The 12,921-nt window shown below is 66.6% G+C and carries 17 protein-coding genes; 8 read left to right on the top strand and 9 right to left on the bottom strand.

The genetic code is table 11. The annotated features are described in order from the left end of the window. Window positions 1-1,213, bottom strand: a 1,213-nt coding sequence (locus Q0C41_RS09720; RefSeq protein WP_291983259.1) for a DEAD/DEAH box helicase family protein, incomplete at its 3' end; no start/stop codon positions are given. A 333-nt stretch (window positions 1,214-1,546) separates the two neighbouring features. Between Q0C41_RS09720 and Q0C41_RS09715 the strand changes: the two genes are divergently transcribed. The 7 genes from Q0C41_RS09715 (at window position 1,547) to Q0C41_RS09685 (ending at window position 6,398) form a co-directional block, all read left to right on the top strand. After that, window positions 1,547-1,870: a hypothetical protein gene (locus Q0C41_RS09715; protein ID WP_291983257.1), complete on the top strand. Its 324-nt coding sequence runs from the start codon at window positions 1,547-1,549 to the stop codon at window positions 1,868-1,870. A gap of 136 nt (window positions 1,871-2,006) precedes the next feature. Beyond that, the gene (locus Q0C41_RS09710) at window positions 2,007-3,155 is read left to right on the top strand and encodes a hypothetical protein (RefSeq protein ID WP_291983255.1); all 1,149 of its coding nucleotides are present in this window, start codon (window positions 2,007-2,009) and stop codon (window positions 3,153-3,155) included. A 121-nt stretch (window positions 3,156-3,276) separates the two neighbouring features. Next, window positions 3,277-4,383: a hypothetical protein gene (locus Q0C41_RS09705; protein ID WP_291983254.1), complete on the top strand. Its 1,107-nt coding sequence runs from the start codon at window positions 3,277-3,279 to the stop codon at window positions 4,381-4,383. Window positions 4,384-4,702: 319 nt separating this feature from the next. After that, a complete protein-coding gene (locus Q0C41_RS09700; protein ID WP_291983252.1) occupies window positions 4,703-5,221 on the top strand; it encodes a JAB domain-containing protein in 519 nt (172 codons plus the stop codon). 188 nt (window positions 5,222-5,409) lie between these two features. After that, a complete protein-coding gene (locus tag Q0C41_RS09695) occupies window positions 5,410-5,784 on the top strand; it encodes a hypothetical protein (protein ID WP_291983250.1) in 375 nt (124 codons plus the stop codon). Window positions 5,785-5,825: 41 nt separating this feature from the next. Continuing rightward, a complete protein-coding gene (locus Q0C41_RS09690) occupies window positions 5,826-6,173 on the top strand; it encodes a hypothetical protein (RefSeq protein WP_291983248.1) in 348 nt (115 codons plus the stop codon). Window positions 6,174-6,182: 9 nt separating this feature from the next. Continuing rightward, window positions 6,183-6,398, top strand: a complete 216-nt coding sequence (locus Q0C41_RS09685; protein WP_291983246.1) for a hypothetical protein — start codon at window positions 6,183-6,185, stop codon at window positions 6,396-6,398. Between the two features lie 112 nt (window positions 6,399-6,510). Here the strand turns inward: Q0C41_RS09685 and Q0C41_RS09680 are convergent, their stop codons facing one another. Continuing rightward, window positions 6,511-7,065, bottom strand: a complete 555-nt coding sequence (locus Q0C41_RS09680) for a hypothetical protein (protein WP_291983245.1) — start codon at window positions 7,063-7,065, stop codon at window positions 6,511-6,513. 11 nt (window positions 7,066-7,076) lie between these two features. Next, entirely contained in the window at window positions 7,077-7,550 is a 474-nt protein-coding gene (locus Q0C41_RS09675; RefSeq protein WP_291983243.1) for a hypothetical protein, read from the bottom strand. 319 nt (window positions 7,551-7,869) lie between these two features. Here Q0C41_RS09675 and Q0C41_RS09670 point away from each other — a divergent pair, with 319 nt between their 5' ends. Then, window positions 7,870-8,844: a hypothetical protein gene (locus tag Q0C41_RS09670; RefSeq protein ID WP_291983242.1), complete on the top strand. Its 975-nt coding sequence runs from the start codon at window positions 7,870-7,872 to the stop codon at window positions 8,842-8,844. A gap of 17 nt (window positions 8,845-8,861) precedes the next feature. Here the strand turns inward: Q0C41_RS09670 and Q0C41_RS09665 are convergent, their stop codons facing one another. From Q0C41_RS09665 to Q0C41_RS09640, 6 genes are all read right to left on the bottom strand, one after another. Next, window positions 8,862-9,392, bottom strand: a complete 531-nt coding sequence (locus Q0C41_RS09665; protein WP_291983241.1) for a hypothetical protein — start codon at window positions 9,390-9,392, stop codon at window positions 8,862-8,864. Window positions 9,393-9,521: 129 nt separating this feature from the next. Further along, window positions 9,522-10,280: a DUF6602 domain-containing protein gene (locus tag Q0C41_RS09660; protein WP_291983240.1), complete on the bottom strand. Its 759-nt coding sequence runs from the start codon at window positions 10,278-10,280 to the stop codon at window positions 9,522-9,524. A gap of 5 nt (window positions 10,281-10,285) precedes the next feature. Beyond that, entirely contained in the window at window positions 10,286-10,951 is a 666-nt protein-coding gene (locus Q0C41_RS09655; RefSeq protein ID WP_291983239.1) for a hypothetical protein, read from the bottom strand. Between the two features lie 6 nt (window positions 10,952-10,957). After that, complete coding sequence (locus Q0C41_RS09650) at window positions 10,958-11,080, bottom strand: hypothetical protein (RefSeq protein ID WP_291983238.1); 123 nt, start codon at window positions 11,078-11,080, stop codon at window positions 10,958-10,960. Between the two features lie 56 nt (window positions 11,081-11,136). Beyond that, window positions 11,137-11,646 carry a hypothetical protein gene (locus Q0C41_RS09645; protein WP_291983236.1) on the bottom strand — a complete coding sequence of 170 codons (510 nt, stop codon included), beginning with the start codon at window positions 11,644-11,646 and terminating at the stop codon, window positions 11,137-11,139. A 5-nt stretch (window positions 11,647-11,651) separates the two neighbouring features. Further along, window positions 11,652-12,917 (bottom strand): XRE family transcriptional regulator, encoded by a 1,266-nt coding sequence (locus Q0C41_RS09640; RefSeq protein ID WP_291983234.1) that lies wholly within the window; start codon window positions 12,915-12,917, stop codon window positions 11,652-11,654. Window positions 12,918-12,921 lie beyond the last annotated feature (4 nt).

Here is a 12,921-nt window from a genome sequence, read left to right as displayed (position 1 = left end):
GGGGCAGCTTGACGATGCCGCACTCGATCGCGTCCATGAGCGAGAAGTCGCTCATCGTCCACGGGAACAGCGTGCCCTCGGCGTAGCCCGATCCACTGAGGAAGAACGGCGTCGCCGACAGGTCGACCACGCGGGCGAAGCCGAGCGTTCGGTTCACGGCCTCCAGCCCGGACACCCAGAGGCGCGCCGCTTCGTTGTTCTTCTCGGCTTCCTTCCGGTCGTCGCCCTTCAGCGACTCGTCGTCCGGGTCCGGAGGCTTCTCGCGGTAGCAATGGTGCGCTTCGTCGTTCAGGGCGAGGATGTGCTTCATCCCCATCAGCTCGGGCATCACGCGCTGCAGCATCTGGCCTTCGGTCTCGAGTGTCTGCAGTTCGGGACCGGTGGCACCTTGAAGGAGCGCGCGCCCACCCGCCGACAGCTCGAGACGCTCGCGCCGCTTGAAGGCGTGGTAGTTCGTGATGACGATCCGCGCCTTCTTCATGTCCTCCAGCATGTCGTGCGGGACCAGTTCACGCGTGCCGTAGTAGTTGTCTGGATCGTTCGGCTGCAGGACGCGAAGGCGGTCGCGGATCGTCAGGCCAGGCGCCACGAGCAGGAACCCCCGCGTGAACGTCTTGCTGCCGGGCCGGCGCACGGCGTTCAGCGTCTGCCAGGCGATGAGCATCGCCATGACCGTCGTCTTGCCAGCGCCAGTGGCCAACTTCAGAGCGAGGCGCTCCAAGCTGGGGTTGGCCTCGTTGTTGACGACCTTGAGGTAGTCGAGCAGCCGCTTGCCGCCGACCAGGTGGGGCGCGACTTCGGTGAGCCAGATGGCCGTTTCCACCGCCTCGATCTGGCAAAAGAACGGGCGAACCCCGCCGAACTTGTAGTTCCGCCAATGGTCGAGCAGGCGGGCGGTTTCGGGGGTCACCTGCCATTGGCTGGTCGACAAGCTCCGCCACGAATCGACCTGGCTGCGGACCTCGTTGATGATCGACGTGAGGTCGTACGCCTGCTTCTTCGTCGTGAGGCCCTTGCCCTCGTCAAGGACCAGTTCCTGCTGGCGGCTTCCGCGGCGCTTCTTCGCCTTCGGGATGGGCGTGACGAAGTCGGCCCGGCGCCGGCGATCGAGCAGGAGCCCTGTCGGCTGCCCGGTTTCGTCCAATTCCCAGTGCTGTCGGGGGTATTCGTACGGAGAATTGACGATGGGCCGCTCAAAGAACTGGTTGGACATTCCGGTCTCAGTGGTTGGCCAGCGCGGCCGGCGCTTCGGATTCTAGCCGAAAGGTTCGCTTTAGCTGCCCTTTCCGGCTTCAGCGTCTACAGACGTCTCATCGCGGGCGCCTTTGCACGTCGAGCACTATGGCTCGGCTAGATCCTCAGGGCCCATCGTCAGCGGTGCAAGAAACGTCAACGCGTAGGCGTTCTCTGTAGTACGTCGACAGCTCCGCCTGTCACCGCGCCTCAGTCGTCATGACTGTGGTGCCGCCTCGTCCCCGGACCCTTAGGGCCGGCGGACCTTCACCCGCGCCGCGCGTCTCAGACACGCGGTGCCTAGGAGCAGGTCATGTCCATGAAGCGCACAGAGATGGTGTCTGTCCGGATCACCCCGAACGACAAGGGCTCGCCCGTAGGGAAGCTCGCCGATGCGGAGGTGGTCTTCGAATCCGGCGCCGGTCCGTTCAACGGGCTCAAGCTGATGGGATTCGCCATTTGGGAACGTCGGAACGGCGCAGGCCGCAACGTCACGTTCCCGGCTCGGCAGTACTCGGTCAACGGGGAACGCCGAAGCTATGCGCTGTTGCGTCCGTCCAAGGACGACCTCAGCGGCCAGGAGGCCGTGCGGGACCTGATTCTCGACGCGTTTGCCGCTGTCGAGCCTCAGGCCTGACCGCCTCGATGGGGTTGTTGGTCGTGGTGTCACGCCACCGCCAACGGCCCCTGACGTTCGGCCGGGTCGCGCCTCACGCGCGGCCCGGCCCCGTCGCTCACGACTCGATTCGACCGCATTCGCGACCGAGGACTAAATGGACCGCACCCTGCTCGTTGTGGCCGACCGCCCCGCTCCGGTAACCGCCTTGGCCAGCCAGCCGGACGCCTCGACCATCGCCGTGGTTGCCTCGTTCCGACTGTCAGAGGCGGGGCGCAAGGCGTCCCTGCTGGCCGGCGGCAACGGCAAGCAGGGGCAGACGCTGACCCTGTCCGTGCCCACGACCCGGCTGCACCTGGTGCAGGTGGACGGCGACGGCACGGCGCGGTTGCGCCTACGACCGCAGTTCCAGGTGCGTCCGGACCAGCGCATCGTGCGCATTGACGAGTCCCCCGAATACGACACGCCCCCGTCGTCCGAGCGTTTGCTGCAGGACGCCGCGCGCAACCATCAGATGGAAGCGGCCTACCGCGCCCAGGGCACCGCGATGCGGGCCACGCGGGACGAGACAAGCCGCACGTGGCGCGACTCCGTGGCCGTGGCCTTTCTGGCAGACCCCGAACGCCGGGCCCTGCCGCATCCATCGCCCACGTCACGGCGCTGCGTGGTGCCCACCGAACGCGGTCGGCTGACGTTCGACGCGAGCCGCGACCGCGGCGCCGCGCGCGACGTGCCGCGTGAAGCGCAGCGTCGCTTCCTGGCCGACCTCCAGGCGCGCCGTGCCCGCACCGCCGAAGCGCAGCAGGCGTTCCACGTCACCCACAGCGAGAAGCAGCGCCTCGTGCACGCGTGGATTGCGGAGCACGGCTCTCCGGACCAGCGCGAGCGCCTGGCCGCAGGCGTACTGCCGCTCGAAGAGGGAACGGCCGCGATGGCGGCCGATCGTTTCCGCGCGCTCGACCACCTGCCGCCGTACGTGCCGGACGGCGTCGAGCGGCTGCAGGCGCATCTGCGGTCGCACGTCGCCTTCGCCGAGGTGACTGTGGCGCCGGACACGCTGCGCGTAGTCACCCGCGAACTGCCCACGGCGACAGCAGGGCAGTGGGCCGTGCTGCAGCAGATGCGGCAGGCCGTGCCCGACGCCCAGGTCTTCCTCCGAGAGCGGACGCTCGCGTGGACGGTCGACCTCAAGGCGCCCCGGCTGCGGCTGGTCACCGTGCTCGCCGTGATCAAAGACGGGCCGCTCACGCTGCGGCGGGAGTGCCTGATGCCGGAGGCTCCAAGCCCGGCAGTCCACGAGTCATGACGTAGGCCCTCGGCCCACCTCCGGTCTCCCTAGTGGCCATCCCGGCCACGCCCTCCACGCGCGCTCAGCGGCGTGGAGTTCCTCCCGCCACCGCCCTCAGGGCACAGCCACGGAGCTTCCCATGCACAGTACCAGTGTCTCTACCGTCAGCGCGTACACCGCGCATCGCGAGTGGGCCTCACGCCCGCCCGACGAACGCTTCACCAGCGTCCACGCGCTCTTCGAGGCCGCGCGTGCCCGCCGCGACCGCACGCACGAACGCCGCCTCGACCTCAGCCAGGTGCATACCGTCGCGCCCACCGACGACAGCCTCGTGTTACGCGAGCCGTTCGGCCGGGAAGCGGCGCTGACCCACTGGAGCTTCGAGCAGCTCGCCGGCATCGCTGGCGCGCCGCCGCGCTACCTGCGCACCTTGCCTGCGTCCATCGCCGCCCTGGCGCTGAATGTGGGGCTGAGCCGTCGGCGCCGCGAGGGCGTGCAGCTCTTCGCGGAAGTCGACGACCCGTGGACCATCCACGCCGTGACCTCACAGCGGTACACGCGCGTGCACCACGACGAGCTGGCTGGTCGGGTGGTGGACCTCATGGAGGCCCATCCCGCTTGGCACCTGCCACTCGGCTACAAGGACGGCGTCTGGGGCGCCGAGAAGGTGCCGTCAGGCGCCTACCTCGGCGATCGCGACCTGTTCCTGTTCCTTGTGGACGGGAATCGCGCGATCGACGACCCCACCGACCCGTCGAACGGCGGTCTGTTTCGCGGGTTCATCCTGCGGAACAGCGACGTGGGTGCCGCAGCCCTCAGCCTGGAGATGTTCCTGTTCCGCGCCGTGTGCGGGAACCACATCATCTGGGGCCTGCAGCACGTGGTCGGCTTTCGCCGCCGCCACGTGGGCGCGTCGATTCACGAGGCGTGGCACGACTCCCTCACGGAGATCGCCGGCCACCTCGACGCGGGCCTGGACGCGGATCGGACACGGTTGCTGCGCGCCACCTCGCAGGAACTCGGGTCCTCGCGTCAGGCCGTCCTCGACACCGTGACCCAGCGACTCGACCTGTCGCAGAAGGTCGCGGGCGAGGCCTACGACGTCGCGGCCACGACCGAGCCGAATCCGCGGTCCGTCTGGGGCTATGTGCAGGGGCTGACCCGTCTCAGCCAGCGCCTGCCGTGGCAGGACCAGCGGTTCGCGCTCGACCAAGCCGCAAGTCGGCTGCTCGCCACGGTCGACTGACCACGGCGAGTCGCGTCTCGGGTTGAGCCCGGACGCCCCAACCACCACCAGCGGTGCGAGCGCGGCATCACGCCGCCTCGCACCCCTGCGGGCGACCCCGTCGCTCGCGGCCGTCGTCGCTCACAGAGCCGGCGCGTTCACGGAGGACTCCGCGATGCGCCCGATGTCAGCTACCGCACCCTCACCGCTCGCCGCCCGTCCGGGCGGCATTCCCTGTCCACCCCTCGCCGCCATTCGTCGCGCTGTCGCCTATCCCGCCGTGCCCGCACGACTGGGCGAGGGGGGCACCGCGCCGGCGGCCCTTCGTCGGAGCCCAACCATGTCCAGTCAGACCCCTCCGGCGCCCCGCGGACACCGCGTCCGCGAGTTCGTCGGCGCCTACCGCACGTTGCGCAACGAGCACGGGCAGCCCGTGCGTCTCTCCACCCTGGCGCTCAGCGAGCCGCGCATTGCCGCGGCCGCGCTGGCGCCGCTCCTCGAGCACGAAGCCGTCGAGATCTTCGGCGTCGCGTGTCTCTCCACCCGGCACCGCTTGCTCGCGTGGCACGTGCTCTCGCGCGGCACGCGGTCGGGCACCAGCGTGTCGCTACCCGACGTGTTCGTGCCGGCGTGTCTCACGCCGGGGACGACGGCGCTGCTGGTGGCCCACAACCATCCCAGCGGGGATCCCACCCCCAGCGCGGACGATGCCCGGCTCACGGACCGGCTCGCGCATGCGGCCGACGTGATCGACATCCCCCTGCTGGACCACGTGATCGTCGGCAGTGACGGACGCTACTACAGCTTCCGCGAGGCCGGTCTGCTCCCCACACGAGGCGCGGGGCTCTCGCGCTTCTGACCCCGCGCCGTCCATCGCGCCGTGGATGGTCGGGCGGTCCTCGGGCTCGTCAAGTCTCTCGCTGCGCTCGACCCCTCACGGGGCTGCCGGACTTGACGGGCCCTCCGGGCCGCCTCGTCTCAGCATCTACGCGATGGCCAGCAGGCTGTGACGCCCATTTTCGCTCGACCACCTTCGAAGGAGATCGCATGACCCTGCCGTTGCTCACCCCGACCATCACCGTCACGATCGGCCGCCAGACGCGCGTCTACCACGCGTTCATCACGACGGCGCCGGCCGCCTACGACGCGCCGTCCACCCTCACGCTGCACGCGGCCTCGCTCACCGACGTTGCCGGCCTGGCCGCCGATCCCGTGCGGCTCGAGCTGGCGCGGCGCCAGCGGTCCGGCCGGCTTGTGCTGGTCGAGACCACGCAGTTCGTGTGGCAGCGCGCCCGCTACCGGGAGGGGCGGTACCTATTCACGCCGGCCGACCCGCTACTCGTGGGGCTGAACACGCTGCAGCACTGGCTGTGGCACCGCATCGGTCTGCCGCCGGCCGACCGCCCGCGCGGCCACGCGTAGGCCGAGCAGCCAGAACTCGAAGACATCCACGGAGGAGCGCGATGGGCATTCAGGTTCGAATTCGACGGGTCGGAGTCGGAGCGCCAGCGGGCAAGCTGGCGGATGCGGAAGTGCACTTCGGCGATGGCGTGCTGGCGGGGCTCAAGCTGGTGGGCTTCGCGGTGTGGGCACGGCGCGATGGCACCGGCAACACGGTGTCGTTCCCGGCCCGGCCGTTCGTCGTGCATGGCGAGCGGCGCAACTTTGCGCTGCTTAGGGCGGTGCAGGACCTGGCGGCGCAGCAGCCACTGCGCAACGAGATCCTGCAGGCCTATGACGCTGAAGCGCTTCGAGACCCGCGCGCGAGTCGCGCGGAGAGCCCTGCCGATTCGCAGGCGGAACTGAACTGAGGAGCCACCGTGGAGGGCCAGGAGCAGATCTTCGAGCGTCACTACTCGGTGGAGGAGCTCGCGACACTCTGGCAAGTGAGCGACGACTTCGTACGTCGCCTGTTTCGCCACGAGCCGGGGGTTGTCGTGTTCTCGAAGTACCGACCCGGCAAGCGCACTTATCGGGTACTGCGCGTGCCGGAGTCCGTTGCGCGCAGGGTCCACAGGCGCGCCGCGCTTCCGTAGGCTGGGTCGCGGCCACAGCATCGCGAGAGAATGCGCGAGGCGCGCGCCAAACCACCTGCGGACTCCTAAAGTGGCCGCAGGAGGAGCACTGGACGTCGTAGACAGCTCCCGGCTAGCGGAATCGAGGCTTCGGATTCGGCTTCTTGCGGCGCATGGTCCGGCGATGCTCCTCGTGATCCTGCGGTGCCCACAACAGACGCTCCACCTGGCCTTCCGTCCAGCGGAGGGGCCGCGCATGTGCCGGTGGCATCGGGAACTCGGGCGTCCTTGCTGCGCGTTGCAGGGCCGACGGCGTTGTCCGCAGGATCGCGGCCACTTCGGGCACACCGAGCACGGGCGTCTCGGCGTCAAGAGGCGTCACGCGGCAGTGCGCAGCATGCGGAGAGGCGAACATCCACCAGGGCGGGCGAGTGCGCCCACGCTGTTCTCTTGCCAATGCTTCGAGGGGAGCCAGGAACGCCCGGTGGTACTCGCCCGATTCCTGCGCCAGGAACCACGCAACAACGCAACCGCTGACGCGGATCTGGCGGTCGAGCATCGGAAGAGGCGGGAACGGGATGTGCTCGGGGTACTTCCGCCACCAGCGCATCGTGCTCGCTGATAGCCGAAAGATGGCAACGAGGTCGTCTTCAAGGCACACCGCCGGAATCTCGTCGATGGACGTCACGGTCCGAGCTGTCACTGATGCCACCATCGCCTTCCGAAGCGGGCAGCGTAGGGGTGCTGTTGTTGCGCCTGGCCGTGCGGCGGGCAGTGAAATGGGCATTGGCAGCAGCGCGGCAGCTCCCAATCGAGCAGCGTCTGTCGGTGGCGGTCATGCTCGTCCAACGCGAGGAACTTGAGGACCTCCACCTTGGCGAAGGTGAAACCGCGGGCGTCGATCTGACGCCGACCCAGGGAGCGAGACCGGCCGCGCGGCGAGTAGCCGTGATACGGGAGCTTTCGGATCGGGAAGCGGCCCTCCTGCACAAGTTGCCAGGCACGCGAGTCGGGGATGCCCGTCGCCGCGAGCATCTCAGTCCACAACACGACGAGCGGCAGCTCATCTGCCGGGCGCGTGATCTTCCGCCAGCGTTGAGACATGGGCTGAACACGATAGCCAGTCACCGCAGCGGAGCGCAAACGGCGATACTTCGGCACGATGCGAATCACACGTGAGGAGCTCTACCGGCAGATCTGGACCACGCCCGCAACGAAGCTCGCGCTGCGCTACGGCGTGTCGTCGAGCTACCTTGCCCGTGTCTGCGAGGGACTCAACGTGCCGCACCCGCCCCGCGGCTACTGGGCCCGACGGGCCGCCGGCGAAGAGATCCCGGTCCCGTCGCTGCCGCCGGCCGGCCCGGGCGATCCCCTCTCCTGGGAAAAGGGCGTGGCCGTCCTGGAGCGGCTTCCACCGCTGGAGCTGCCTGCGCAGCCTCCAAGATCCAAGGGAGCGGCCGGACCAGCGAAGCGTCCCGCCCATCATCCACTAGTGACGGCGTGGCGTGGCTTCCTGGAGGACGCGGTTCCGGCCGCGAACGGCTACATGGTGCCGCGCAAGAAGACCGTGCTCGACGCCTTCGTGACGAAGGCGATGATCCGGAACGCCGGAGACGCGCTCGATGTGCTTCTCGTCGAACTCGAGATGCGCGGCCATCGCGTTCAGCTCTCGGCCGACTATCGCGACCATCGCCCACCGGTCGACGTGGCGCAGCGACCGATCAGAAACGAGTACGACCGCCGCTCCGGGGACTGGCAGCCCAACCGGCCGACGATTGTCTATCTGCGTGGTGCGAAGATCGGTCTGACGTTGTTCGAGCTAACGGAGCACGTGCGTGTCCGCCGCAAGGGCGCAGATCGCTACGTCCGAATCAGTGATTTGCCGCCGACACACCGCTATGCGCCTCAGCTGCCCGGGGAAGCAGACGAGACGCGCGACATGCCCTCAGGACGGTTCGTCCTGAGGGCGTACTCACCGCGGCGTGATGCGCCGTGGCAACACGAATGGACCGAGAGCGGCAAGGGCGACCTCGGCAGCATGACCAAGGTGGTGGCCGACGCACTAGAAGAGGTGGCGCCCGTGCTCGTGAAGTCGGTAGAAGATGCCGAGCAGCGCGAACGCGAGTACCAGGCCCAGGCTACGATTGAAGAACGACGGCGCCGGGCTCGCGAACGTGTCGAGGCGCGCCAGCGGGCACGCCAAGCGGCCAGGGACGAGCTTCGCACGATCCTCGGCGCCTGGACCGACGCGTTCGCGCTCGAGGCGTTCTTTCTGGAGGTCTCTCGCCGTGCGGCGTCCCTTGGGCAGGTCGAGCGGGCGGACGTCGAGCTACGTATTCAAGAAGCGCGTGCGCTGGCCAAAGGCCCAGATGCCGTCGACCGGTTCCTGACTTGGCGGCTTCCGTCGGCAGTTGCCGCGGCTGATGGAGACGCAGAGGCTGATGACGACGCCGAGCATCGACGCTGAGTGGCCACGAAGCCCAGCTAGGCGGGCCGGAGCTGAATCCACATCGGCCGGTGGTCGGATATGTAGTAGCGCAGGTAGGCCCTAAAGTTCTTGACGTTGTTGCCGTCCTTCCAGAGCGTCGGGAAGATCGCGCCGTCGAAGTCGAAGATGCCCACGGCGCTGGAGATCAGGTTCTTGCTCTCGCCAGGGAAGTAGGCGATCTGGTCGTAGTGCTTATCCGAGGACAGGTTCGAGCCGATCTCCGATGAGTGGGCAGGGAGTTCCAGCCCCAGTTTCGTCAGGGCGTCGAAGACCGGGTCGCCGGCCTTCTTCTTCGGAATGTTGAAGTCGCCCATCGCGAACACATTGCGTGCGAACGAGAACTTGCTCTTCTGCCGCGCCCGCGCCCACTTCGCCACCGCGAAAGTCTCGAGCGCGCGCCGGTTCATGTCCCGGGCGCTCTCCGACCCAAAGAACAGGTGGACGTTGACCATCATGAGGCTGGTCTTGCCGGCCTGGAAGGCCGCTAGGTACGGCGTACGGTCGAAGCCGTCGAACGTCTGGTTCACGCCTGGCAGATTGACGTTCTTGAGCTGCGCGACCGGAAACGCAATCTCGCCAATCTCCTCCAGCAGTCTCAGCCTCTTCGAGTCGTAGAGACAGGAGACGGCCGCGTGGTGTACCTGGAAGTCGAACGGCTACGCCGACAGGATCTTCGAGTAGACGTCGTAGTCGATCGCCGGAACAGATCCAAGCTTCTGCAGCCTACCGAGCAGACGCATCAGGAACGCGGCGAGCACGCGACTCTTAAGGAATTCCTCGACCGCCGGCCCGTCGGCGGCGTACGCAACTTCAAAGTAGCCGTGGTCCGCCGCGACACCGAAGTCGAGCTGCTGGCTCGCCGTCAGCGCAGCAAGCGCCTTTTCGAACGGTGATCCGAAGGGACTCGTCTTCCAAGAGCTCGTGTAGGTCACAATCCCGGCAGGGATTCGGAACGGCTTCTGTGGATTGTCGATCTTCCCGCCCGCGTGTTTCACGGGCGCGTTCGTGCGGTGCAGCCGTCGCACCGACTGCGCCTTCTTGCCAGCGTACAGGATGTTCGCGCGACTCAGATCCTGCTTTGCTTCGATCACTGCGTATACGCTCTCAGCGGGGACGTAGAGATCGCTGAACACCGGAGGCGTGAAGTGCCGGTCGTAGATGATGATGTCGATGTAGTCGCTCTCGCGGCCGTTCGAGTCGACGACGATTCCCTTTCCGACTCGATATCGGCTCGGGAGATGCGAAGCCAGGAGGTTGAGCCAGACTTCCTCAGCAGCGTCGCCGCGGGCCTCGGCATTCGTGTGTGCGAGGCGGCGCACCTCCAGCTGCGTCCGCACCTGATCTTCGAGCGCACCGTAGAGATCGCGGAGCCGGTTCGTCTGCTTTTTCTTCGCTGCTGCCTTCTTCTTCGCCATCGTGTCTACCAGAGGGTGAGGCGCCAGCTCTTCTCGTCGAATGAACGCCGGGCCTGCCGGGCGATCGTTCTCTTCTCCGCGGCTGTCAGTTCGTCTGACACTACATTCGCGGTGTTGGCAGGATCCGCGACCGACGCCGTCTCGAGGTGGTCCGCGATGGGCCCAAGCGCGCGCTGAACGTTCCGCTCGAGGTCCCATCCGCAACCACGGAGCGCGTCAAGGACCGACAGTTCCAGGTAGAAGGACGGGAAGTCGAGCGCGTAGTTCTGCCGCCAGGCCTTGATGGCCCGGATCTCGCGCGTACGGCCACTGTCCCTGACGGTCGGGATGTGGATTCCGGGTGCCGTCTGGGTCCACGCGTGCGCCTTTCGCCGCCACAGCGAGTGGTAGTAGATGAATCCGTCCTGCAGACGCCCCGGAACGAGGTCAATCTTCGTGCCCAGGTAGTTGATGCCGATGGAGACATTCTGCCGGCGTGGCAACCAGTACTGATTCGTTGACCACAAAAGCAGACGCTCATACGTCTGTTCCAGCGTGTAGGGCGTGTCCGGCTTGAGTGAAATGAAGATGTCCAGGTCCGTGCCGCCGGCGACCGCCGTGCCCTTCGCCCGAGATCCGACGTACGAGATCTCGCTGAGCCAACCGTTCGCCCATTGCCGGAGGCTATTCACGACTGTCTATGCGGCCAGGGATGCCATGAACGTGCTCTGGACCTCGTACTTCGAGAGGACGCTTTCAGGGTAGGTCGTGCCGCTCACGATCGATGGCCAGTTGGCGAGCGCATGGTGTCGTGCGGGCATGTCCATCTGCGGCCTGATCGGGAGCTGGCGTAGCCATAGCAATTGGCTCGATCAGCTCAGAGAACATCCCGAAACGACGCAAAAGGGAGCCGGAACCGACGCTGATCGAGGAGGGCCTTCGCCACATCGGCGTCCTCCACGGTGATCAGGCCAGCGCGAATCGCGGCCACGAAGAGCCCAGCCGTGTTCACCACACGGCTGTGCCCCAAGCGTGCTGTCACCTCGCGCAGGAATTTCCCCTTTTCGTCCGAAGCCACGAGCCACCCGAAGCGCGCGGCAAGGACAATGCAAGCGGATTCCCCACGACCAAGCGTTCGCCTGAGTTCCGCGTACTGAACGAGGTCACCCGGCTCCGAGATCGTCTCGACACGGAACTGCTGGTGTGCGATTGCGACGTCGAGTTGTTGACGCTGTACGGGGTCCGTGATCTCTGATACCACATCCTCAGGGACGACCCATTCGTAGCCAGGAAGCAACGTCAGCAGCCCAAGTCGACCGGCGTGCAGAAAGTTGATTAGAACATTCGCATCACCGACGATGACTCGCGACGCTGTCGAATCCGCCACACGAATCACTCCGGTGGTGCGAGTACGTCTACTGGTTCATCGGCCGACTCCCACCCGATGCTCTCCAGCAATTCGACCATGTCGGGCTCGGCAAGACCGATCATGTTCCCGAGTTCGTTCAGCTTCGAGCGACTAATCTCATTCCGCCTGAATGCTTCGAGCACCAGGCTCAGGAACCGGTGCCTGTACTCGTCGCGTGCCTCCTCCTCGCTGACCTCCGGTAGCAGAAGCAGCCGTGCGACGGTCTTTCCGTATCCGGAGTCCTCGATCTGCTTGAGATGCGCGAATTCGGCATCGGACACGAGACGAAGGTTTCGCAAGCGGTACAGCGCCGCGAGGCGACTCACGCCGAAGTGTTCAGCCAGCTCAGCGACGTCGTACATCTGCGTGTCCTGACTCTTGGCCACGGCGCGGGTCGATGCTTCGATCACGCCGCCTTCGTCGAAGACGTCCGCTCGCTGGCGACTCGGGCCGCCCTTGCCAATCTGCGCCATGAACTGACGGACGCCCTCGGTAGGCAGCAGAAATGCCGCCGCAAATGCATTCGCTCGAACCTCCAAGAGGTCGTCACGCTCAGTGGTCCGACTGACCGTCCCCAGGCGTTCCCGATCGAGCAGCGCGTGCGCGTACTCGTGCGCGAAGGAGAAGCGTCGTCTGACGGCTGGGTGACTGGCGTTCACGACGATGAAAACGCCGATCTCGCGATCGGACATCGTGAGACCGGACACGTCCTTCGGTAGCTCGATCCACGCTGCCCGAATGTTCTGTGATTCGAGAAGCTCCGAGACCTTCCCCACAGGGGCGCTACCGATTCCGAGTCGCTGACGCTCCTGTGCCGCAACGCGCTCACCTTGCTGGACGGCCTGCCAGCGACTGCGAGGGGCAGGCAGCGGATAGACCGCAGCGGCCCCATCCTCGTGGTCGACTCCCAAGAGGCGCTCCAAGTTCGTGACCTCCCGGCCCAAGGCAACGCAATTCCGTAGGGCGTCGACGACATGCGACTGCTCAGCGACACCGGCATCGGCCCGAAACAGTGCGGCCAGGGCATCCTGTTCCTGAAAATCGTCCACGAGGAACTCGCGCAGATCTCGCCCGTAAAAGCGCGCAAGCCGATCCAGTTCCAAGCTCGTGACGGCTCTGTTGCCGAGTTCCATTTGTGCCACCGTCGGGCGGGACACTTCCAAGTGCTCCGCGACGTCCTCCTGCGTGAGGCCACGTGCCTCGCGCGCCACACGAAGTCGCCGAGCAAGTTCCTGGCGGCTTACGGGCATCTAC

Source organism: Luteitalea sp., from assembly GCF_022842525.1.
In the GTDB taxonomy this organism is placed as follows: Bacteria; Acidobacteriota; Vicinamibacteria; order Vicinamibacterales; family Vicinamibacteraceae; genus Luteitalea.
This window is presented reverse-complemented; position numbering and strand designations above follow the sequence as displayed.